General features: G+C 73.9%; 21 protein-coding genes and 2 tRNA genes. 4 read left to right on the plus strand and 19 right to left on the minus strand.

The features are described from left to right. Entirely contained in the window at window positions 1-816 is an 816-nt protein-coding gene (locus tag ACGFZL_RS02055) for a hypothetical protein (protein WP_355166075.1), read from the minus strand. Between the two features lie 144 nt (window positions 817-960). Then, window positions 961-3,849 carry a leucine--tRNA ligase gene (gene leuS / locus ACGFZL_RS02060; RefSeq protein ID WP_393688351.1) on the minus strand — a complete coding sequence of 963 codons (2,889 nt, stop codon included), beginning with the start codon at window positions 3,847-3,849 and terminating at the stop codon, window positions 961-963. A gap of 381 nt (window positions 3,850-4,230) precedes the next feature. Here leuS and ACGFZL_RS02065 point away from each other — a divergent pair, with 381 nt between their 5' ends. Both ACGFZL_RS02065 and ACGFZL_RS02070 read left to right on the plus strand, forming a co-directional pair. Further along, window positions 4,231-5,358, plus strand: a complete 1,128-nt coding sequence (locus ACGFZL_RS02065; protein WP_393688352.1) for a cytochrome b/b6 domain-containing protein — start codon at window positions 4,231-4,233, stop codon at window positions 5,356-5,358. Next, a complete protein-coding gene (locus tag ACGFZL_RS02070; RefSeq protein ID WP_355166069.1) occupies window positions 5,355-6,956 on the plus strand; it encodes an NADH-ubiquinone oxidoreductase-F iron-sulfur binding region domain-containing protein in 1,602 nt (533 codons plus the stop codon). Before ACGFZL_RS02065 ends, ACGFZL_RS02070 begins: the two co-directional genes overlap by 4 nt. 44 nt (window positions 6,957-7,000) lie before the next feature. On the opposite strand, the gene ACGFZL_RS02075 is transcribed toward ACGFZL_RS02070, so the two are convergent. From ACGFZL_RS02075 to ACGFZL_RS02120, 10 genes are all read right to left on the minus strand, one after another. After that, window positions 7,001-7,073, minus strand: a tRNA-Ala gene (locus tag ACGFZL_RS02075). A gap of 69 nt (window positions 7,074-7,142) precedes the next feature. Next, window positions 7,143-7,376: a hypothetical protein gene (locus ACGFZL_RS02080; protein WP_355166067.1), complete on the minus strand. Its 234-nt coding sequence runs from the start codon at window positions 7,374-7,376 to the stop codon at window positions 7,143-7,145. A gap of 3 nt (window positions 7,377-7,379) precedes the next feature. After that, complete coding sequence (locus tag ACGFZL_RS02085; RefSeq protein ID WP_355166065.1) at window positions 7,380-7,565, minus strand: hypothetical protein; 186 nt, start codon at window positions 7,563-7,565, stop codon at window positions 7,380-7,382. Window positions 7,566-7,670: 105 nt separating this feature from the next. After that, window positions 7,671-7,743, minus strand: a tRNA-Ala gene (locus ACGFZL_RS02090). A gap of 100 nt (window positions 7,744-7,843) precedes the next feature. Beyond that, entirely contained in the window at window positions 7,844-8,515 is a 672-nt protein-coding gene (locus ACGFZL_RS02095) for a histidine phosphatase family protein (RefSeq protein ID WP_393688355.1), read from the minus strand. Beyond that, on the minus strand, window positions 8,512-8,955 hold the full coding sequence (gene rsfS, locus ACGFZL_RS02100; RefSeq protein WP_355166061.1) for a ribosome silencing factor: 444 nt from the start codon (window positions 8,953-8,955) through the stop codon (window positions 8,512-8,514). The genes ACGFZL_RS02095 and rsfS overlap by 4 nt, the downstream gene beginning before the upstream one ends. Before the next feature lie 81 nt (window positions 8,956-9,036). Continuing rightward, window positions 9,037-10,749: an LCP family protein gene (locus ACGFZL_RS02105; RefSeq protein ID WP_393688357.1), complete on the minus strand. Its 1,713-nt coding sequence runs from the start codon at window positions 10,747-10,749 to the stop codon at window positions 9,037-9,039. Window positions 10,750-10,765: 16 nt separating this feature from the next. Then, window positions 10,766-11,413: a nicotinate-nucleotide adenylyltransferase gene (gene nadD, locus ACGFZL_RS02110; protein ID WP_355166057.1), complete on the minus strand. Its 648-nt coding sequence runs from the start codon at window positions 11,411-11,413 to the stop codon at window positions 10,766-10,768. 61 nt (window positions 11,414-11,474) lie between these two features. After that, window positions 11,475-11,642: a hypothetical protein gene (locus tag ACGFZL_RS02115; RefSeq protein ID WP_355166055.1), complete on the minus strand. Its 168-nt coding sequence runs from the start codon at window positions 11,640-11,642 to the stop codon at window positions 11,475-11,477. Window positions 11,643-11,752: 110 nt separating this feature from the next. Continuing rightward, entirely contained in the window at window positions 11,753-11,914 is a 162-nt protein-coding gene (locus ACGFZL_RS02120; RefSeq protein ID WP_393688360.1) for a hypothetical protein, read from the minus strand. A gap of 137 nt (window positions 11,915-12,051) precedes the next feature. Between ACGFZL_RS02120 and ACGFZL_RS02125 the strand changes: the two genes are divergently transcribed. Further along, window positions 12,052-13,122, plus strand: a complete 1,071-nt coding sequence (locus ACGFZL_RS02125) for a M48 family metallopeptidase (protein WP_393688659.1) — start codon at window positions 12,052-12,054, stop codon at window positions 13,120-13,122. Here ACGFZL_RS02125 and ACGFZL_RS02130 read toward each other — a convergent pair. The 5 genes from ACGFZL_RS02130 to proB form a co-directional block, all read right to left on the minus strand. Then, window positions 13,119-14,186: a hypothetical protein gene (locus ACGFZL_RS02130; protein WP_393688362.1), complete on the minus strand. Its 1,068-nt coding sequence runs from the start codon at window positions 14,184-14,186 to the stop codon at window positions 13,119-13,121. The two genes, ACGFZL_RS02125 and ACGFZL_RS02130, sit on opposite strands and share 4 nt — an antisense overlap. A gap of 96 nt (window positions 14,187-14,282) precedes the next feature. Then, on the minus strand, window positions 14,283-14,852 hold the full coding sequence (locus ACGFZL_RS02135) for a hypothetical protein (RefSeq protein WP_355166047.1): 570 nt from the start codon (window positions 14,850-14,852) through the stop codon (window positions 14,283-14,285). 93 nt (window positions 14,853-14,945) lie between these two features. Then, on the minus strand, window positions 14,946-16,232 hold the full coding sequence (locus tag ACGFZL_RS02140) for a glutamate-5-semialdehyde dehydrogenase (protein WP_355166045.1): 1,287 nt from the start codon (window positions 16,230-16,232) through the stop codon (window positions 14,946-14,948). Window positions 16,233-16,316: 84 nt separating this feature from the next. Next, window positions 16,317-16,832 (minus strand): hypothetical protein, encoded by a 516-nt coding sequence (locus tag ACGFZL_RS02145; RefSeq protein WP_393688365.1) that lies wholly within the window; start codon window positions 16,830-16,832, stop codon window positions 16,317-16,319. 157 nt (window positions 16,833-16,989) lie between these two features. Then, window positions 16,990-18,093, minus strand: coding sequence for a glutamate 5-kinase (proB, locus tag ACGFZL_RS02150; protein WP_355167154.1), 1,104 nt, complete (start codon window positions 18,091-18,093; stop codon window positions 16,990-16,992). A 279-nt stretch (window positions 18,094-18,372) separates the two neighbouring features. Between proB and ACGFZL_RS02155 the strand changes: the two genes are divergently transcribed. Then, window positions 18,373-20,445 carry a hypothetical protein gene (locus ACGFZL_RS02155; protein WP_393688662.1) on the plus strand — a complete coding sequence of 691 codons (2,073 nt, stop codon included), beginning with the start codon at window positions 18,373-18,375 and terminating at the stop codon, window positions 20,443-20,445. Here ACGFZL_RS02155 and rfbC read toward each other — a convergent pair. Beyond that, entirely contained in the window at window positions 20,397-21,002 is a 606-nt protein-coding gene (gene rfbC / locus ACGFZL_RS02160) for a dTDP-4-dehydrorhamnose 3,5-epimerase (protein WP_355166041.1), read from the minus strand. The genes ACGFZL_RS02155 and rfbC overlap by 49 nt on opposite strands. A 31-nt stretch (window positions 21,003-21,033) precedes the next feature. Further along, complete coding sequence (rfbA, locus tag ACGFZL_RS02165) at window positions 21,034-21,903, minus strand: glucose-1-phosphate thymidylyltransferase RfbA (RefSeq protein ID WP_393688367.1); 870 nt, start codon at window positions 21,901-21,903, stop codon at window positions 21,034-21,036. Between the last annotated feature and the right edge of the window lie 6 nt (window positions 21,904-21,909).

Consider the following 21,909-nt stretch of genomic DNA (forward strand, 5'->3'; position numbering starts at 1 on the left):
CTACGACCCCGGGGCGCGCTCCGGGCGCGGCTTCTTCAGCCAGGGGTACGTGGGGCTCGGCGTGGGCGGGGCGATGGCCTGCGGGGCGGCGGGATCCGGCACCGTCGGGGTCGCCGAGGGCTCCGGCCAGCTCTGCCGGGCGGCCGCGCTGTCGGCCTCCGGGGCGGCGGGCCACGGCGGCGTCGCGGCGCCGGGCGGCTCCGCGAGGGTCGGCCCCGAGGCGTCCCGCGTCCCCGCGGCCCCGGGGGCGGCCACACCCGGCTGCTCCTCCGTCGTCGTCCAGTGCCGCAGCGCCCCCGCCTCCACGTCGATCTGCGCGCTCAGCGTGTCCAGGTCGTCGTCCGCGAAGCGGCGGGCCCGGTCGCGGGCCGCCCAGCGCAGGGACTCCGCGGAGCGGGTGATCCGCTCGGTGCGCTCGCGCAGCGAGGGCAGCCGCTCGGCGAGGGTGGCGCGGTCGGGGTCGGCCTCCAGGCGGCGCAGCTCGCCGTCCAGCTCGAAGCCGTGCGCGCTGAGCCGCTCGAAGAGGGCGAGGGACTCCCGCAGGGACGCGTCCTCGGCCACGCCCGCGTGGAGCGCGTCCTGGGTGGCGCGCATGGAGGTGCGCAGCGACAGCCGCAGCCGGGCCAGTTCGCCGACCGGTCCCGGCTGGGCGAAGGACTTGGCGCGCAGGGTGTGGTCCTCGACCGTGCGGCGGGCCTGGGTGATGCCGCGGTCCACGCTCCGCTTGGCGGCGCCGACCGCCTTCACGGTGGCGTAGACGCCCAGCACCAGGGCGAACACGAAGAGCAGGGCGACGATTGAGAACACCGCTTCCACGAGGCTCCTCCGATTCCGGCGACCACCACGACCGCGCGACCGCTCAGCACTGCGACCACTCCACCGTAAACGCAGCGGGCAGGTCCAGGGTTCCACTCGAACCCCGAACCTGCCCCTAGGGCATTACCCCCACCGCGCAAGCGACTACGCCGGCACGATGTTCACCAGCTTCGGCGCCCGCACGATCACCTTCCGGATCCCGGCGCCGCCCAGCGCCGCGACCACCTTGTCGTCGGCCAGCGCCGCCTTCTCCAGCTCCTCGTCGGAGATGGCCGGGTCGACCTCCAGGCGGGCCTTGACCTTGCCCTTGACCTGCACGACGCAGGTCACCGTCTCGTCGGCCACGTACTGCGGGTCGGCGACGGGGAAGTCCCGGTGGACGACGGAGTCGGTGTGGCCGAGGCGGCGCCACAGCTCCTCGGCGACGTGCGGGGCCAGCGGCGCGACCAGCAGCACCAGGGCCTCGGCGACCGGGCGCGGCACCGGGCCGCCCGCCTTGGTCAGGTGGTTGTTCAGCTCGGTGACCTTGGCGATGGCGGTGTTGAACCGCATGCCCTCCAGGTCCTGGCGCACCCCGTCCACGGCCTTGTGCAGCGCGCGCAGGGTGTCGGCGTCGACGTCGGACTCGGCGACCTCGGCCACCGACAGCTCGCCGGTCTCCTCGTCCACCACGTTGCGCCACAGCCGCTGCAGCAGCCGGAACTGGCCGACCACCGCGCGCGTGTCCCACGGCCGGGAGACGTCCAGCGGGCCCATCGCCATCTCGTACAGGCGCAGCGTGTCGGCGCCGTACTCGGCGCAGATCTCGTCCGGGGTGACCGCGTTCTTCAGGGACTTGCCCATCTTGCCCAGGAGGCGGCTGACCCGCTCGCCCTGGTACAGGTAGGCGCCGTCGTCCTCGGTGACCTCGGCGGCGGGGACGGCGATGCCGCGGCTGTCGCGGTAGACGTACGCCTGGATCATGCCCTGGTTGTACAGCTTGTGGAACGGCTCGGCCGAGGAGACGTGGCCCAGGTCGAACAGGACCTTGGACCAGAAGCGCGCGTACAGCAGGTGCAGCACGGCGTGTTCGGCACCGCCCACGTACAGGTCGACGCCGCCGTGCGGCATGCCCTCGCGCGGGCCCATCCAGTACCGCTCGATCTCGGGGTCGACCAGCTGCCGGTCGTTGTGCGGGTCCAGGTAGCGCAGCTCGTACCAGCAGGAACCGGCCCAGTTGGGCATGGTGTTGGTCTCGCGGCGGTACTTCTTCGGGCCGTCGCCCAGGTCCAGGGTGACGTGCACCCACTCGTCGTTGCGCGACAGCGGCGTCTCGGGGCGGGTGTCGGCGTCGTCCGGGTCGAAGGTGCGGGGCGAGTAGTCCTCGACCTCGGGCAGCTCCAGCGGCAGCATCGACTCGGGCAGCGCGCGGGCGACGCCGTCCTCGTCGTAGACGATGGGGAAGGGCTCGCCCCAGTAGCGCTGGCGGCTGAACAGCCAGTCGCGCAGCCGGAAGTTGACGGTGCCCTCGCCGGCGCCGGAGCGCTCCAGCCACTCGGTGATGCGGGCCTTGGCGTCGGTCACGCCCAGGCCGTCCAGGGAGACGTCCGCGCCGGTGGACTGGACGATCGCGGCGTCGTGGGAGCCGAAGGCGTCGTCCCAGGTGTCCGTGTCCGTGCCGCGGCCGTCGGTCGGCTGGACGACGCAGCGCATCGGCAGCTCGAAGGCGCGGGCGAAGGCGAAGTCCCGGCTGTCGTGGGCCGGGACGGCCATGATGGCGCCGGTGCCGTAGCCCATCAGCACGTAGTCGGCGATGAAGACCGGGACCTGCTCGCCGTTGACCGGGTTGGTCGCGTACGCGCCGGTGAAGACGCCGGTCTTGTCCTTGGCCTCGGCCTGCCGCTCGACGTCGGACTTGGAGGCGGCCTGCGCCCGGTACGCGGCGACGGCCTCGGCCGGGGTGGCGTGGCCGCCGGTCCACACCTGGTGGGCGCTCTCCGGCCAGGCGGCCGGGGTGAACTTCTCCACCAGCGGGTGCTCGGGCGCCAGCACCATGTAGGTGGCGCCGAACAGGGTGTCGGGGCGGGTGGTGAAGACGGTGATGCGCTCGCCGTCGATGGGGAAGTCGACGCGCGCGCCCTCGGAGCGGCCGATCCAGTTGCGCTGCTGCAGCTTGATGGCCTCGGGCCAGTCCAGCGCGTCCAGGTCGTCGATCAGGCGGTCGGCGTAGGCGGTGATGCGCATGTTCCACTGGCGCAGCTTGGACTTGAAGACGGGGAAGTTGCCGCGCTCGGAGCGGCCGTCGGCGGTGACCTCCTCGTTGGCCAGCACGGTGCCGAGGCCCGGGCACCAGTTGACCGGCGCGTCGGAGGCGTAGGCCAGCCGGTACTCGCCCAGCAGGTCGGCGCGCTCGCCCTCGCTCAGCTCGGCCCACGGCCGGCCGCCGGGCACGGGGCGCTCACCGGAGGCGAACTGCTCGACCAGCTCGGCGATGGGGCGGGCGCGGCGCGCGTCGGTGTCGTACCAGGAGTTGAAGATCTGCAGGAAGATCCACTGGGTCCACTTGTAGTACTCCGGGTCGATCGTGGCGAACGACCGGCGCTTGTCGTGGCCCAGGCCGAGCCGGCGCAGCTGGCCGACCATGTTCTTCATGTTGGCCTCGGTGGAGGCGCGCGGGTGCGTGCCGGTCTGCACCGCGTACTGCTCGGCGGGCAGGCCGAAGGCGTCGAAGCCCAGGGTGTGCAGGACGTTGTGCCCGGTCATCCGCTGGAAGCGGGCGTAGACGTCGGTGGCGATGTAGCCCAGCGGGTGGCCGACGTGCAGGCCCGCGCCCGAGGGGTACGGGAACATGTCCATGATGAACTTCTTGGGCCGGGCGACCAGCTCCGGGTCGCCGGCCAGGTCACCAGCGGGGTTGGGCGCGGCGTACGTCCCCTCGGCGTCCCAGACGTCCTGCCAGCGCGCCTCGATCTCGGCGGCCACGGCGGCCGTGTAGCGGTGCGGCGCGGCGTCCGCCGGCACAGCGGGGGTCGCGGCGGGGTTCGTCTCGCTCATGGTCCTCAAAGCTCCATCGATCGTCTCTGCCGGCGGCGCCATCCGGAAATGAAAAATCCCCTCGCACAGGAGGGGACGCCGCGCCGATTCCGGCCGCCGCCGGACGGTTCCGGGGGCCGGGAGTGATCAGCGCGGCTCGCTAAGCAGAAGGCGTACGGCACGCATGGCGTCAGGGTACCGCAGTCGCCCAGCGGGCCGCGACGGGGCTTCCGGTTCGGGATTACCCCGCGTAACGACCCCTAAGGGGCATCAGCGCGCGGCACAACGACCCGATTCTCATTTGATAACAACGCAATAACTCAAACCTCGTACCCACGGGTATGGCGCCACTTAGAGTGCGCCGCGGGACCGCCTTCCAGAACCACTCGGAGGTACGCCGTCATGACGACGGACAGCACCGCGGACGACGCCCTCGCCCAATTCCTCGACTTCGGCGCCGGCGTCCTCTCCCTGGTCTTCCTGAGCTGCTCGGTGATCTGGGGCCTGGTCGCCCAGGACCGCGTCGTCCTCGGCCCCCGGCAGCGGATCACGGCGCAGGCGGTGCACCGCGCCACCGCCGTCGCCTCGGTCGTCTTCCTGCTGGTGCACATCGGGGTCAAGCTGGCCCTGGCGCACACCACCTGGGTCGCCGCGGTGGTCCCCTTCGGGCTGCTGGCCACGGACGACGAGCAGTTCGGCGGCCGGGCCGTGCTCATCGGCCTCGGCACCCTGGCGAGCCTGCTGATGGTCTTCGTCTCGGTCACCGGCGCGCTGCGCAACCGCTTCGCCTCCCCGGCCCCCGTCGCCGCCCGCTGGCGGGCGATGCACATGCTGGCCTACCCGGCCTGGTGCGCCGCCCTGGTGCACGGCCTCTACGCGGGCCGCTCGGCCAAGCCCCTGTTCACCTTCCTGTACGGGCTCTCCCTGGCCGGCGTCATGGCGGCCCTCGCACTGCGCGCGGCGCCCCGGCCGGTCAAGCGGCGGATCGCCGAGCGGGTCGCGGCGCTGTTCGACGGAGGCCGCGATGTCGGCGGAGGCCGGGAGCGGGTCACCAGAGAGGCACCGCGGACACCCCGCCGGGAGCGCACCGCCAGCTTCGCGGCCGCCTACCGCGCCGTCTCCTCCCCCACGACGCCCCACACCGGCACCGGCACCGGCACCGGCACCGGCACCGGCACCTACGGCAACTGGCCCGTCCCCTCCCCGCCCCCCGTCGGCGAGGCACCCCCCTCGGCCTACGACCCGCTCGCCGACACCGGGCACACCATCCCCGTCCGGGGCGTACCGGACACCTTCCGCCCCGCTCCACGTGACCTGCGCGACACCGCTGAGTCGCACACCGGCCCGGACCCGTACTACCCGTACGACACCCGAATCGGCGGTCCCACCCCCGATCCGTCCCCTTACCCGACCCCCTACCCCACCCACCTGCCGCATCCGACCACCCATCCGACCCCCGGCGCGTCCCACGACTTCGGCGCGCCGGCCCCGGGCGACCCATGGCACACGCCCTCCGGAGGCAATGAGTGAACGAGGCCCTGCCCGACGTCCCCGAGGTCCGCGTGGTCGGGCTTCCCCAGCTCACGTCGGGCTTCGACCTTGTCGAACGACTGGACCTGGCCATGCACCTCAAGGTGCACGGCCCGCTGGAGCCGCTCGGCGGCGAGCAACTCGCCCGGCTCGCCGAGCGCGTCAACCTCAGGGGCCGCGGCGGCGCGGGCTTCCCCTTCCACCGCAAGCTGCGCTCGGTGGCCGAGGCCGCGATCAAGCGCGGCGTGCGCCCGGTCGTCGTCGTCAACGGCAGCGAGGACGAACCGGCCTGCCGCAAGGACACCGTCCTCCTCAACCGCGCCCCGCACCTCATCCTCGACGGCGCCCTGCTGTGCGCCGAGGCGATGGGCGCGCGCACCCTCGTCATCGGCGTCACCCGCGAGTCCACCCAGCGCTCCATGGAGGCCGCCCTGGCCGAGCGGGGCCTGAGCAACGGCCGCCGCTCCCCGCTCCGCGCGCGGGTGCAGCGCAACCCGGTGCGCATGGTCACCGGCGCCGCGGCCTCGCTGATCCGCTCCATCGACGGCGGCCCGGCGATTCCGCCGGGGCGCAAGGTGAGCGCCGCCAGGAGCGGCGTGGGCGGCGCCCCGACCCTGCTCTCCAACGCCGAGACCTTCGCCCAGCTGGCCGTCGCCGCCCGCATCGGCCCCGAGCGCTACGGCAACACCGGCCTGCCCGACGAGCCGGGCACCGTCATGCTCACCGTCTCCGGCGCGGTGGCCCGCCCGATGGTCCTGGAGGTGCCGACGGGCGTGCCGCTGCGCTACGTCCTCCAGCTGGCCGGCGCCCCGCCGGTGGTGCAGGGGGTGCTGACCGGCGGCTACCACGGCAAGTGGATCGACGCGGCGGCTGTGGACGGGGCGATCGTCTCCCGCAACTCGCTCCAGCAGGCCGGGGGTTCGCTCGGCGCGGGCGCCATCCTGCCGATCGGTCAGGACACCTGCCCGCTGGGCGAGTCGCTGCGGGTGGCCCAGTGGCTGGCGCAGGAGAGCGCCGGCCAGTGCGGGCCCTGCTACCTGGGCCTGCCGGCCGCCGCGCGGGGCCTCGCGGACATCCTGAACGGCGGCGGTCCGGCCGCCCTCGAGGCGGTCAAGCAGGTGGCGCACAACGTCAAGGGGCGCGGTGCCTGCTCGCACCCGGACGGCTCGGCGATGTTCCTGGAGTCGACCGTCACGGCGTTCACCGACGACCTGGCCGCCCATGTGCTGGGCGACGGCTGCGGGCGGCCCGTGGCGGGCGTACTGCCGCTCTTCGAGGGCGGCCGGAACCCGGCGGGCGGCGGCACGCGGGACGCCGCCGCCCGGCAGCGGATCCACGTCGACTGGACGCTGTGCCGGGGGCACGGGCTGTGCGCGGACATCCTGCCGGAGGTCTTCCAGCTGGGCGCCGACGGCTTCCCCACGGTGGCGCGGGCGGAGGTGCCGCGCTTCGCGGAGGCCAAGGCGGTACGGGCGGTGCGCCGCTGCCCGGCGCTCGCCCTGCGCATCGAGGAGGAGACCCGCCCGCAGGTGCCGGCCGCCCGGGCCGACCTGCCGGTGCTCTCCCCCGGGCGCGGGCGCCGGGCGCTCGGCCGCTGACGCGAGAACCCCCCGGATCGCGGATCCGGGGGGTTCATCTTCTGTGGAGCTAAGGAGAATTGAACTCCTGACCTCCTGCATGCCATGCAGGCGCTCTACCAACTGAGCTATAGCCCCTTGCTGTCCCGCCCGGTCTCCCCGGCGGCTTCGCCAACTTTACAAGGCCGCCCGCCCAGCACCAAATCCTCAGGCGGTCACGAACGAGTAGAACCGCTTGAGGGTGCAGTGCTCCTCCAGGAGGCGGCCGTAGATCGGCTCGCCCTCCAGTTCCCGGTACGTCTCGATCGGGTCGCCCTTTATGATCAGCGCCCGCGCGCACTCCTCGCACCAGTACTGGTAGTCGGCGTTGACCGGCTCCATGTCCCGCACGATCGGGGTGCCCCCGCCGCACCAGTCGCACTTCCGCCTGTGGGCACCCATCGATCAGCTCCAGCTGTGGCCGCAGGCCGTACACACGTAAGAGATCCCGCCGTTGTCACCGAGCACCTGGGCGACGTGCGCGGAACCGCAGGCCGTGCACACGAGGATGCTGGCCGGCATCGCCTCTCCCTCCCGTCGGACCGCGTCCGCTTCCGCTTCCGGCCGTTTGATTCTGCCACGGCCGGACATGCACCGGGAGGTACGCCGGAGGGGCGGGCACCGTTCAACCAGGACGGAACACGGGCGGAGACGACGAATCCCGCCCCCCGAGGGGGACGGGATTCGTCCGGGCTGTGGAGCTAAGGAGAATTGAACTCCTGACCTCCTGCATGCCATGCAGGCGCTCTACCAACTGAGCTATAGCCCCTTGCTGTCCTGCCCTGACCTGCTCGGCGGGGCGAACAAGAAGAACTCTAGCCTGCGACCTGCCGGAAAGTGAAATCCGAGGTCCGGGGCGCTCCCCGGACTCAGACGTCGTCGCCCAGCACCGGCTCCGGCAGCGTGCCGGCGTTGTGCTCCAGCAGGCGCCAGCCGCGCGCGCCCACGCCGAGGACGGACCAGCAGCAGTTGGTCAGGCCGCCGAGGCTCTCCCAGCTGTGCGGCTCCAGGCCGAGCAGCCGGCCGATGGTGGTGCGGATCGTGCCGCCGTGGCTGACCACCACGAGGGTGCCGTCCTCGGGGAGCTTGTCGGCGTGCCGGAGCACCACCGGGGCGGCCCGGTCGGCCACCTCGGTCTCCAGCTCGCCGCCGCCGCGGCGGACCGGCTCGCCGCGCTGCCACGCCGCGTACTCCTCGCCATGCCTGGCGATGATCTCCTCGTGCGTGAGGCCCTGCCAGACGCCGGCGTAGGTCTCCCTGAGGCCCTCCTCCAGGGTGACCTCCAGGCCGGTGAGCGCGGCGAGCTGCGCGGCGGTGTCCGCGGCCCGCCGCAGGTCGGAGGCGATGATCGCGTCCGGCTTCAGGTGGACCAGGAGGCCGGCGGCGCGGCGGGCCTGGGTGCGGCCGGTCGCGGTCAGCTCGACGTCCGTGGAGCCCTGGAAGCGGCGCTCCACGTTCCACGAGGTCTGGCCGTGCCGCCAGAGGATGACGCGCCGGCCGCGGGTCGAGCGGTCCGCGCTCACCTCGCCGGTGGCGCTCACCGCCAGTCCCCGTCGCCGGCCGCCTCCTCGGCGGCCTTCAGCTCGGCGTGCTCCTTGCCCTTGCCGCGGGTGGCCTTGGCGTCGGCGGGCAGCTCCAGCTCGGGGCAGTCCTTCCACAGCCGCTCCAGGGCGTAGAAGACGCGCTCGTCGCTGTGCTGGACGTGGACGACGATGTCGACGTAGTCGAGCAGGACCCAGCGGGCCTCGCGGTCGCCCTCGCGGCGCACCGGCTTGGCGCCGAGCTGCTTGTTCAGGCGCTCCTCGATCTCGTCGACGATCGACTTGACCTGGCGGTCGTTGGGAGCGGACGCCAGCAGGAAGGCGTCGGTGATCGACAGCACGTCGCTGACGTCGTAGGCGATGACGTCGTGCGCGAGCTTGTCGGCGGCGGCCTGGGCGGCCGTCTGGATGAGTTCGAGGGAGCGGTCGGTCGCGGTCACTGCGTGGCTTTCGGTCGGCGGGCGTTTGACCTCAAGGGTCTCACGCCCACCGACCGTGCCCCGCGACGAAGGCGGTGCGGACTACGACGCCGGCTTGTAGTCCTGGCCCAGCGTGACCGCGACGCGCGCGTTCGCGGCGACCTCGCCCTTGGTGACCGCGCCGGCGGGCAGGCCGAGGGTCTTGGCGACCTCGGCGGCGTTCTCCCGGTCGGCGGCGTCGGCGTAGACGACCCGGGAGGTGCTCTCGGTGCCGGTGGCGGTGCCGCCCTCCAGGAAGGTGAAGCCGCCGTTGAGCAGGGTGACCCGGGCCTTGCCCGCGCTGCCCTTCGCGCCGGTGGCGTCGCGCACCCAGACGCTGACCGCGGCGTCCTTGTCGGGGTTCTCGGCGGTGCCGCCGAGCACCTCCTTGACGACGCCGTCGGCGGCCTCGGCGCCGAGCCGGCCGTCCTTGCCGACGGGGAGCGTCGTGGTGGTGAAGTCGCCGCCCTTGGCGAGGTCGGACAGGCCGGCCAGGAAGGTGCCGAGGTCGCGGTCGGTCAGCGGCGGGTCGAGGATCATGCCGAGGGTCTGCACGGTGGTCGTGGCGCCCTGCGGGTCCGAGGAGAGCTTGCGCAGCACCCTCTGCATGACCTGCCCGAACCGCTTCAGCTGGGCGTCGGCGGACTCGCCGGGGCCCCGGTAGGTGGCGTAGGCGACGGCGGCCTTGCCGCTGAGGGTCTGCCGCTCGCCCTTGTGCACCAGCGGCGCCTGGCCCTTCTTCTTGGCGGCCGGGTCGGGCACGTCGGCGTCGGTGTCGGCCTCGATGGTGCCGATCAGGTCGACGAGGTTCTGGAGGTAGGGGGTGTCCAGGCGCCAGGAGCCCTCGATGTCGGTGCCGAGCGCGGTGTCGAGCGCGGTGCGGGCCGGGTCGGGGCCGGCGGCGACGGACTTGGCGAGCGTGGTGGGGGTGCCGTCGTCGCCGGTCAGGGTGAGGGCGTTGGGCAGCAGGACGACGGTGCCGCGCTTGGTGGTGGTGTTGTTCACCAGCAGCGCGGTGGAGGTGCCGCCCTTCTTGGTGTCGTGCAGGTGGACGGCGATGACGTCGCGCTGCTGCGCGCCCGCGGCCGTCGCGGCGCCCTTGTCGTCGCCACCGGAGGACGTCCCGGGCAGCTTCCCGGCGTACCAGAGCCAGCCGGCGCCGCCGACGGCCACCAGGGCGAGGACGACGACCAGGGCGATCACCCGGCTGCGGGCGCGGCGCCTGGCCTCCTCGCGGCGCTCGGTGCGGTTCTCGGTGAACGCCAGCCAGTCGATGACGTCCTCGGAGTCGTCGGTCGGCTCCTCGACGAAGGCGAACTGCTCGGTGCGGTAGTCGGGGGCGGCGGCCTCCGGCCCGGGTGCCGCCGCCGGCTCCGGCTCGGCGGGCGGACCGGCCTGCTGCGGGATGTGGGCGGTCTGCTCGGCGGTGGGGCGGGCGTAGCTCTGCTGGGGGTCGTAGCCGGCCTGGTCATAGGGGTACGACGGCTGCTGCGCGCCGGTGGCGTACGGGTCGTACCCGTAGCCCTGCTGGCTCTGCTGGCCCTGCTGGCCGTAGTACTGGCCGTACTGCTGCGGGTCGTACTGCTGCTGCGACGGCTGCTGCGGCGCCTGCTGCTGGGCGTACGGGTCGTAGGCGGCCGGCGCCTGCCGGTACACCGGGTTGCCGTACTCGTCGTAGCCGACGAGCTCGTAGCCCTCGGCCCCGTATCCCTCGGCGCCGTACCCGTCGGCCCCGTACCCCTCGGCGCCGTAGCCCGCGTCGTGTCGGTCGTTCACCGGTGCCCCTCTCGGCTCACTCGCCGCGGTACAGCTGGCGCTTGTCGATATAGCGCACGACGCCGTCCGGCACCAGATACCAGACGGGGTCGCCCTTGCCGACCCTCGCCCGGCAGTCCGTGGAGGAGATGGCGAGCGCGGGCACCTCGACCAGCGAGACACCGCCCTTGGGCAGGCCCGGGTCGGTCAGCTGGTGGCCCGGCCGGGTGACGCCGATGAAGTGGGCGAGGCCGAACGCCTCGTCGCTGTCGCGCCAGGTGAGGATCTGGGCGAGGGCGTCCGCGCCGGTGATGAAGAACAGGTCGGCGTCCGGGTTGAGCGCGCGCAGGTCGCGCAGGGTGTCCACGGTGTAGGTGGGGCCGCCGCGGTCGATGTCGATGCGGCTCACCGAGAACTGCGGGTTCTCGACGGTGGCGACCACCGTCATCAGGTACCGGTCCTCGGCGGCGGACACCGCGCGGTGGGTCTTCTGCCAGGGCTCGCCGGTGGGGACGAAGACGACCTCGTCCAGGTGGAACTGCGCGGCGACCTCGCTGGCCGCCACGAGGTGCCCGTGGTGGATCGGGTCGAAGGTGCCGCCCATGACGCCGAGGCGGCGTCTGCCCGTGCGTGCCGGGCCGGTGTCGCGCGCCGCCGGACCGGTAGGCATGTCCTGCTCTCCCATGCGTGGAGACCCTACCGGCCCGTCCGGGCTGCCCCGGCCGCCGGACCCCGCGGGGGCCGGATCAGCGGTCGCGGTTGAAGCGGGTGGTGATCCACAGCAGGAGCAGCAGCACGAACAGGGCGCCGCCGCCGGTCAGGTAGGGGCTGAGGCTCTCGTGGTTGCCGCCGTGCTCCTCGCCGCCCTCGGCGGCAAGGGTGACCAACTGGGCAGCGGTGCTGTGGAAGCTCATCTTCGGCAGGACCTATCCGGTGAGGGCGGGACAACGACGTCGGCCCATCGTATGCGGGCGCCCGGCGGGCGATCACGCCGACTCCGCCGTTGGGGAACCTTGCCGGTGGCTCAGTCGTCCTTCCGCCTGTAGCCCCGCAGCAGGACCCATGCCGTCAGCACACAGCCCAGCACCATGACGATCAGGATGATCCGGAGCAGATTCCCCGTCCCCTGCTGCTCGGCGGCGGTCGCCGCCTCGGCGAGCCGGGCGATGTGGGGGCTGTGCTGCATGACGTGTGACTCCTTCGCTGTACTGCCGGTCCACCGTACTTCGGCCTAGGCTGGGACCGGCTTCGGGGGCGCAAAGGACCGCACAAGGGTTCGCAAAGTGTCAGACGCCGCAGGTCAGACAAAGCATGGGGGAAGAGATGTCCGAGGGCCACCCTCACGAGGGCCACGAGAGCGTGCCCGGCCGGCAGCGCAGCCGCTTCCCGGGGATCTCCTCGCGGGCGTACGAGCATCCGGCGGACCGCTCCGCGCTGGTCGCGCTGCGCAGGCTGAGCGGTTTCGACACGGTCTTCAAGGTGCTGAGCGGGCTGCTGCCCGAGCGGAGCCTGCGCCTGCTGTTCCTGTCCGACTCGGTGCGCGTCTCGGACCGCCAGTTCGCCCACCTGGACGTCATGCTGCGCGACGCCTGCTACATCCTGGACCTGGAGAAGGTCCCCCCGATGTACGTGAACCAGGACCCGAACCCGAACGCGATGTGCGTCGGCCTGGACGAACCGATCATCGTCGTCACCACCGGCCTGGTCGAGCTGCTCGACGAGGAGGAGATGCGCGCGGTCGTCGGGCACGAGGTGGGCCACGCGCTGTCCGGCCACTCGGTGTACCGCACGGTGCTGCTCTTCCTGACCAGCCTCGCCGTCCGGGTCGCCTGGATCCCGCTGGGCAATGTGGCGGTCATGGCGATCGTGACCGCCCTGCGCGAGTGGTTCCGCAAGTCGGAGCTGTCCGCCGACCGCGCGGGCCTGCTGGTCGGCCAGGACCCGCGGGCCTCGATGCGCGGCCTGATGAAGATCGCCGGCGGCAACCACCTGCACGAGATGAACGTGGACGCCTTCCTGGAGCAGGCCGAGGAGTACGAGGCGGGCGGCGACCTGCGCGACTCGGTGCTGAAGATCCTCAATGTGCTGCCCCGCTCCCACCCCTTCACCACCGTGCGGGCGGCCGAGCTGAAGAAGTGGGCGGCCTCCCGGGACTTCCAGCGGATCATGGACGGGCACTACCCGCGCCGCGAGGAGGACAAGGACACCTCGGTCCGCGACTCCTTCCGCGAGTCGGCGGCCGGCTATGCCACGCACGTGCGCAGCTCGAAGGACCCGCTGATGAAGCTGGTCAACGACATAGCGGGCGGCGCGGGCGACCTGGGCGGCCGGGTCCGGCGCGGCTTCGGCGGCGGCTCCCCGAAGGACACACCGCCGGGCGACGACGCCTCCTAGCCGATCGGCAGCGCGCTGCGGGACAGGGTGCCGCACAGGGCGGCGGCGTTGTCCGCGGTGTACGGGTCGGTGCCGGCCGGGGTGCCGGAGCGGGCCGAGGCGCCGGCCAGCAGCGGGCGCAGGTGGTCGGCCGAGCCGTCGGCGCAGGACAGCGGCCCCGCCTGGGTGTACGAGGCGACGAGCTGCGTCTGGTGCAGGCGCAGGTCGTCGCGGTCGAAGCGGAAGAGCAGCTCGCGCCGGACGGTGAACAGCGACACCTCGGAGCCGGCGGCGCCGGGCCGCCGCAGCGGGTAGACCATCGTGTGGTCGGCGGTGACCTCCAGCGTGGACGCGTCGCTCTCCACCGCCTTGAGGGCGCCCCGGGTGCGGATCCCGGCGTCCACCAGCTCGGCGCGGGCGGGGTCGAAGCGCACCAGCCAGCCGGTGGGCGCGTGGTGCCCGTCGGCCGCCGGGCGCCGGAAGCTCGCGTCGAACTGGTCGAGCTGGTCCGGGTCGAGCAGCAGCCGCACCGCGCGGGCCTGGCCGCCGCCGAGCACCTGCGGGTCGAGGGCGGAGCGCACCACGTAGTCCTTGGCGGTGGCCAGGGCGCTGAGCACCTGGTCGTCGGAGAAGTGCGCGGTGCGCCGCGCGCCGGGCAGCGGCACGCCCTCGGAGCTGTCCGGGAAGCCCGCGGCGGGGCTGCGCGCGAAGAGGGCCGCGGCGTCGGCGGCGCCGGGCACCTTGCCCTCGGGGGCGAGCGGCACCACCGTCATGCGGACCGGCTCGGCGGCGCGCCGGCCGCCGCCGTCCTGGTAGGGGTGGCGCACGCCCATGTAGACGGCGGTGCCGAAGGCCACGGCGATCAGCACGACGAGGATGAGCACCTGCCGGGACAGGCTCCCGCCGAGCGGCGGGCGGCGGCGCACGGCGGGCGCGTGGTCGGCCATGCGCTCCCGGGCGGAGTACTCCTGGAGGCGGGCAGCGCGGACGAACGACTCGTCGAAGACGACGGATCGGTACTCGTCCTCCCCGCCTCCGAAGGCGCCCTCGGGCGGCCCTCCGGGGGGATCGCCAAGCCCTGCCATACCTTCAGGGTAGGTCTGCGGAGAGCCGCGTAAACGCGCCGGTCGCGACGGATTCCGGACCGTTCCGCGCGCCCCTGTGTCCGGTCGTCGGGTGGATCAGGGGCCGCCGGGCAGCACCGGGACGGCGGGCGCGGAGTACTCGGCGGCGGCCGGCGGCGTCACCCCGGCCCCCTGCTCCGGACGGGTGGTGGCGGGCGGCGGCGCCTGCTCGGTGCCGTCCGCCGAGGATCCGCCGCGGTAGACGGCCACGAAGGCCAGCGCGACCATGCCGATGCCCATCACCAGCGCGAGCAGCCAGGCGACCGGCCGGTGCCAGTTGACCTGGCGGCCGTAGGAGCCCGGTGCGCCGTAGGGGCGGTCCAGGGGGTCGCGGTCGTCGTCCGGGTCGTCGAGGTCGGGATCATGGCCGAAATCGCCGTACCCGTCGTCGAAGCGCTCGCCCCGGACGGGGGCGCGGCGGGCGGCCTCGGCCTCGGACGCCTCGGCGCGGGCCTCGGCGGCGGCGAGGAGCCGCTCGACCGCGCTGGGCTCGTGCACCGCGGCGGCCCGGACGAAGTCCTCGTCGAACACCACGGCGGCGAACTCCTCGTCCGACACCCCGTGGTCCTGGTCGTCGTCGGGGTCCCAGCCGTCGGGAAACGGCGTACCCCCCACGTCCTCCGGCACGGGTCCAGAGTAGACCGGGGGGGTCGATTTGGGCAGACGACGGGGAAATCTCCTCCCCCCGACAGGCGGCGGAGACCGGCGCACCGGGCGCACTCAGCGGCGCACGTGCCCGTCGCCGGTGACGATGTACTTGGTGCTGGTCAGCTCCGGAAGCCCCATCGGGCCCCGGGCGTGCAGCTTCTGGGTGGAGATGCCGATCTCGGCGCCGAAGCCGAACTGGCCGCCGTCGGTGAAGCGCGTGGAGGCGTTCACGGCCACCGTGGTGGAGTCGACCAGCTGGGTGAAGCGGCGGGCGGCCTGCTGCGAGGTCGTCACGATCGCCTCGGTGTGCCCGGAGGTCCACAGCCGGATGTGCTCGACGGCCCGGTCGAGGGAGTCCACGACCGCCGCGGCGATGTCGTAGGACAGGTACTCCGTCTCCCAGTCCTCCGGCGTCGCCTCCACCAGGGTCGCCTTGGAGTCCTTGCCGTACGCCATCACCCGCTCGTCGGCGTGCACGGTGACGCCGGCCTCCGCGAGGGCGTCCAGCGCCCGGGGCAGGAAGGCGGCGGCGATGTCCTGGTGGACCAGGAGGGTCTCGGCGGCGTTGCAGACGCTGACCCGGTGGGCCTTGGAGTTGAGCAGGATCTCCACGGCCATGTCGAGGTCGGCGTCGGCGTCGACGTAGACGTGGCAGTTGCCGGTGCCGGTCTCGATGACCGGGACGACGGACTCCTGGACGACCGTGTTGATCAGGGAGGCGCCGCCGCGCGGGATGAGCACGTCGACCAGGCCGCGGGCGCGCATCAGCTCGCGCACGCTGTCCCGGCCCTCGCCGGGCACCAGCTGCACGGCGTCGGCGGGCAGCCCGGCGCCGCCGACGGCGTCCCGGACGACCCGCACCAGGGCGGTGTTCGAGCGGTAGGCCGAGGAGGAGCCGCGCAGCAGGGCCGCGTTGCCGGACTTGAGGCAGAGCGCGGCGGCGTCCACGGTGACGTTGGGCCGGCCCTCGTAGACGATGCCGACCACGCCGAGCGGCACGCGGACCTGGCGCAGGTCGATGCCGTTGGGCAGCGTCGAGCCGCGCACCACCTCCCCGACCGGGTCGGGCAGCGCGGCGACGTCGCGCACGTCGGAGGCGATGGCGCGGACCCGCTCCGGGGTCAGGGCGAGGCGGTCCACGACGGCCTCGGCGGTCCCGGCGGCGCGCGCGGCGGCCACGTCCTCGGCATTGGCCTCGACGATCTCGGCGGTGCGGACCTCCAGGGCGTCGGCGACGGCGAGCAGCGCGTCGTCCTTGGCGGCCCTCGGCAGCGGCGCGAGGTCGGCCGCGGCGGCCTTGGCCCGGTAGGCGGCCCGGGTGACCGGGGACATCGAGTCGTACGGCGAGAGCGTGGTCATGGGGGAAGGGTAGTGGGCGCCTCGGGGGCCCTCCCGCGCCGTCCCAGCCTCCGAGACGACGTCTCAGAGAATGGGCGAGAAGGGTCAGAACGGGTGGACGCCCACCGGTGTGGCCGGTGCCGGGCCGTAGCCGGCGGCGATGCGCTGGTGGTAGGTGGCCCGGTCGATGACCTCCAGGCCGACGATCTCCCAGGGCGGCAGGCCGGCCGTCTGCCGGTGCTCGCCCCACAGGCGCAGCGCGACCGCGGCGGCGTCGTGCAGGTCCCGGGCCTCCTCCCAGTACCGGATCTCCGCGTGGTCGTCGGCGTAGCGGCTGGTCAGCAGGAAGGGGTGGTCGTGCGCGAGCTGCTCCAGGGCGCGGCGCACCTCGGGCAGCGGCGCGCCGGCGCCGGAGACGCTGAGGGTGACGTGCCACAGGCGCGGGGTGTCGGCGGGCTCCTCGCCCCGGAAGCGGTCGCCGGCCGCGACGCTGGTCAGGGCGCGGGAGGCGGTGGAGCCGGTGCCGCCGCCGCGGACGCCGCCGGCCGTGCGGGGCGCGGTGGCCGCGCGGGAGCCGACGCTCCCGCGGGAACCCGCCGGTCCACGGCGTACTCCGCTCACGACGGCCTCCTAGCGCGGGTCCGGCTCCGCCCGGGGCCGGCCGGAGATGCCTCTGGGCCAAGTTGAGCAGGCCCGACCGGCGTCGTGTGGCGGTTTTTGCGGAACGCACACCACGGATTCGGGAACGTTTCGATCCTTCACCGCGCCGACGCGGAGGTCAGGGGTGCAGGACCACCAGGTCGTCCCGGTGCACGACCTCGCGCTCGTAGGCCGGGCCGAGGTCGCGGGCCAGTTCGCGGGTGGAGCGGCCGAGGAGCCGGGGGATCTCCCGGGCGTCGAAGCTGACCAGGCCGCGGGCCACCGCCCGCCCCGCCGCGTCCCGCAGCTCCACCGGGTCGCCGGCCGCGAACTCGCCCTCGACGGCCGCGATCCCGGCCGGCAGCAGCGACTTGCGGCCCTCCACGACCGCCCGCACCGCGCCGTCGTCCAGGACCAGAGCGCCCTGCGGGGTGGAGGCGTGCTGGAGCCAGAGCAGGCGGTCGGCGGAGCGCTTGCCGGTGGCGTGGAAGTACGTGCCGGTGTCCGCGCCGGCCAGCGCGTCGGCGGCGTGCACGGCGCTGGTCAGCACCACCGGGATGCCGGCGGCGGCGGCGATCCGGGCCGCCTCCACCTTGGTGACCATGCCGCCGGTGCCCACCCCCGCCTTGCCGGCGCTGCCGATGTCCACGCCGGCCAGGTCGGCGGGGCCGCGCACCTCGGGGATCCGGGCGGTGCCGGGGCGGCTCGGGTCGCCGTCGTAGAGGCCGTCGATGTCGGAGAGCAGGACCAGCAGGTCGGCGCGGACCAGGTGGGCGACGAGGGCGGCGAGCCGGTCGTTGTCGCCGAAGCGGATCTCGTCGGTGGCGACGGTGTCGTTCTCGTTGACCACCGGCAGGGCGCCCATCGCGAGCAGCTTGTCCAGGGTGCGGGAGGCGTTGCGGTGGTGGGCGCGGCGGCTCATGTCGTCGCTGGTCAGCAGGACCTGGCCGACGCGGACGCCGTAGCGGGCGAGGGAGGCGGTGTAGCGGGCGACCAGGAGGCCCTGGCCGACGCTGGCGGCGGCCTGCTGGCGGGCCAGGTCGCGGGGGCGGCGGGCCAGGCCGAGCGGGGCGAGCCCGGCGGCGATGGCGCCGGAGGAGACCAGGACGACCTCCTTGTCCGCGCCGCGCACCTTGGCGAGCACGTCGACCAGGGCGTCGACCCGGTCGGCGTCCAGTCCGCCGGAGGCGGTGGTCAGCGACGAGGAGCCGACCTTGACGACGATCCTGCGGGCCTCGCCCACGGCCTGCCTTGCCCCTGCCACTGTCCGATCCGCCCTCTCGCTCCGGCACACCCCGACCGGCACGCCCGCCGGGCAATCTACGGGACCCCGGTACGGGGACGCCCGTCCGTTCCAGGCTACGGACGGTGGCCGTCCCGCGTGGGCGGCCCAGGGCTCCGGGGCCTCGCCGGGACACCTGCGTGTCGTCCACGGGCCGACCCGCGTTAACCCCGGTGTCCGACGTGCGACCAGCCTGGAGCGACCGCCGTGCACCTCACAACGTCCCGCCGCCTGCCCCGCCTGCCGCTGCCCGCGCGGCGGACGGCGGTGAAGCTGCTCACCCTCGGTTTCCTGGCCGCCGCCCTCATCGCGCAGGCGGTGGGCGCGCTGCTGCCGGACCTGCCGCTGCTGCTCGCGGCGACCGTCGCCTCGCTGGCCGCCGAGGGCGTGCTCCACCGGTGGCAGAGCGGCATGGCCTCGCTGTTCGCCCGGACGCACGCCGACGTCACGGTGCGCCATGTGCTGCGGGACCTGCTCCTCGTGGTGGGCCTGCTGCGCCTGGGCGAGCAGGACCGGGAGACGGTGTACGCGCCGCTGGTCGCCGGGCTGCTGGTCTTCTACGGGCTGCACTGGGCGGTCCAGGCGGCCTCGGTGCTGGTCCGGCGGACCCGGACGCTGCCGGTGCTGACCCGGAACATCGACGCCTCGGCGCTGCGGCTCTCCCCCGCGCCGCCCGTGCTGCTGCGCCGGGCCGGGCCCCGCCTCGCGGTGTTCGGGCTGCCGGCCACGGCGGGGCTGCTCGGCACGGCGGCGAGCGACCGGGCGGTGTGCGGCGCGGCCGGGCTCGGGCTCTCGCTCGCGGTGACCGCCGTCGGCCTGGCCGCCCTGCTGCTGCGGCTGCTGCCGGGGCGGCGCCCGGCGGGCGAGCAGGAGGTGCTCGACTGGTTCGACGCGTGGCTGGCGGAGTACCGGCCGACGGTCGGGCTGTACTTCTCCGGCGGGGCGTCCTCGGCCTACCAGGCGAACATGTGGCTGGAGCCGCTGGCCGGCCTCGCCGGGCGGCCGGTGATCGTGCTGCGCGAGCGGGCCATGGTGCAGCGGATCGGGCCGACCGACCTGCCGGTGGTGTGCCTGCCGCGGGTGTCCACGCTGATGCGCCTGGAGCACTCCACGCTGCGGGTGCTGCTGCACCCCTCCAACTCGGGCAAGACCTCGCAGGTGCTGCGCATCCCCACCATCAAGCACGCCTTCGTCAACCACGGCGAGAGCGACAAGCTGTCCTCCTGCAACCCGTACGCGAAGGCGTACGACGAGGTGTGGGTGGCCGGCCCGGCGGCCCGCGAGCGCTACGCGCTGGCCGAGGTCGGCGTGGAGGACAAGGACGTCGTGGAGATCGGCCGCCCGCAACTGGACGCGGTGCGCCCGCGCGCCGGGGCGGGCGCGGGGCCGTACACGACGGTGCTCTACGCGCCCACCTGGGAGGGCTGGGACGGCAACCCCGGCAACACCTCCGTGGTCGCGGCCGGCGAGAACCTGGTGCGGGCGCTGCTCGCCGACCCCGGCGTGCGGCTGCTGTACAAGCCGCACCCGCTGACCGGGTCGGTGGATCCGCGGGCCCGGGCGGCGGACCTGCGCATCCGGGAGCTGGTCCGCGCGGCGGACCGCGCCCGGCCGGGTACGGCGCCGGACCCGGCGGCGGCAGCGGAGCCGGCCCGGCGGGCGGCGGAGCTCGACCGGCTCACCGCGGCGGGCTTCCGGTCCGCGGCCGACCAGGCCGAGCGGATGCTGCGCCGGCCGGCCCCCGAGCCGGGCCGCGCCGAGGCGGTGGCGCGGGCGGAGGCCGCCTGGGAGGAGGCTTGGTGGGCGTCGCTGCCGGCCGGCTCGCACCAGGTGCTCACCAGCGCCCGGCCCTCGCTGTACGCCTGCTTCAACCGGGCCGACCTGCTGATCAGCGATGTGTCGAGCGTCGTCAGCGACTTCCTGGCCGGCGGCCGGCCCTACGCGGTGGCGAACACCAGCGGGCTCCCCGAGGACGCCTTCCGCGCCGCCTTCCCGACGGTGGCGGCGGCGACGGTGCTGACGCCGGACGCGCGCGGGGTGCCGGCGCTGCTGGCCGCGGTCCGGCATCCGGAGCGCGACGAACTGGCCGACGCCCGGGCCGCGTTGGCCCGGCATCTGCTCGGCCCGGCCGACCAGCCCGCCAAGGACCGGTTCGCCGCGGCGGTGCACGCCCTGCACGAGGCGGCCGAGGCGCACCGGGCCCGGATCAGGCGGCTGCCGGCGACGCCCCTGCCGCTGCCGGCGCCACGGCCGGCGGGTGAGGCTCAGCCGCGGGTGGCGAGCGACTCCCGGAACGCCAGGCACTCCTCGTAGCGGGGCAGGACGCCGGCCGCGCGGGCCTCGGCGAGGGTGGGGCCGTTCGCGTCCTTGGCGGACAGCTCGGGGCGGCCGGTGACCGGCCACTCGATGCCGATCGCCGGGTCCAGCGGGTGGACGGTCCGCTCCCGCTCGGGGGCGTACCCGGTGGAGCAGAGGTAGGTGACGGTCGCGTCGTCGGTCAGCGCGCAGAAGCCGTGGCCGAGCCCCTCGGAGAGGTAGACGGCCGCGCGCTCGACGTCGTCCAGGCGGACCGCCTCCCAGCGGCCGAAGGTGGGCGAGCCGACCCGGACGTCCACGATCACGTCGAGCACGGCGCCCCGCACACAGGTCACGTACTTGGCCTGCCCTGGCGGCACGTCCGCGAAGTGGATGCCCCGGACGACACCGGCTGCCGAGACCGAGAGGTTGCCCTGCCGCAGGTCGAGCGGGTGGCCGACGGCCTCGGCCATGCGCTCGGCCTTGTACCACTCGAGGAACCGGCCGCGGGCGTCCCCGTGCTGCTGCGGGACGAACTCCCAAGCGCCCTCGATACCGAGGGGGTTGACCTTCATGGCAGTGCTTTCCGTTTCTCTGCCGGCGGGCTCAGGCACCGTGGTCGAGCAGGCCGAGCAGGTAGTCGCCGTAGCCGCTCCTGGTCAGCGGGCCGGCCAGCTCCCGCAGCCGCGCGTCGTCGATGTACCCGGCCCGCCAGACCGCCTCCTCGACGCAGCCGATCTTCAGGCCCTGGCGCTCCTCGACCACGCGCACGTACTCGGACGCCTGGACGAGCGACTGGAAGGTGCCGGTGTCGAGCCAGACGGTGCCGCGGTCGAGCACCGAGACCTTCAGCTCACCGCGGTCGAGATAGTACTTATTGACATCGGTGATCTCCAGCTCGCCCCGGGCGCTGGGGCGGAGTCCCTTGGCGACCTCCACGACCCGGCTGTCGTAGAAGTACAGCCCCGGTACCGCATACCGCGACCTGGGCTTCGCCGGCTTCTCCTCGATGGAGCGGGCGCGGCCGTGCTCGTCGAAGTCCACGACGCCGTACGCGCTGGGGTCGGAGACGGCGTGCGCGAAGACGACGCCGCCCGCCGGCTCGCCGTACCGGGTCAGCTGCCGGTCGAGGCCGACGCCGTGGAAGATGTTGTCGCCGAGGACGAGGGCCACGGGCTCGTCGCCGATGAACTCCTCCCCGATGACGAACGCCTCGGCGATCCCGTTCGGCCGCTCCTGCGTGGCGAACTCGATACGGAGCCCGAGGGCGGAGCCGTCGCCCAGCAGGCGCTCGAACTGGGGCCGCTCGTCGGGGCCCGTGATGACCAGTACGTCCCGCACTCCGGCCATCACCAGGGTGGTCAGCGGGTAATAGATCATCGGCTTGTCGAAGACCGGCATCAGCTGCTTCGACACGGCACGGGTGATCGGCCACAGCCGGGAGCCGGTACCACCGGCCAGCACTATTCCACGCATGGGACG

This window comes from Streptomyces sp. NPDC048182, assembly GCF_043202555.1.
GTDB lineage: Bacteria > Actinomycetota > Actinomycetes > Streptomycetales > Streptomycetaceae > Streptomyces.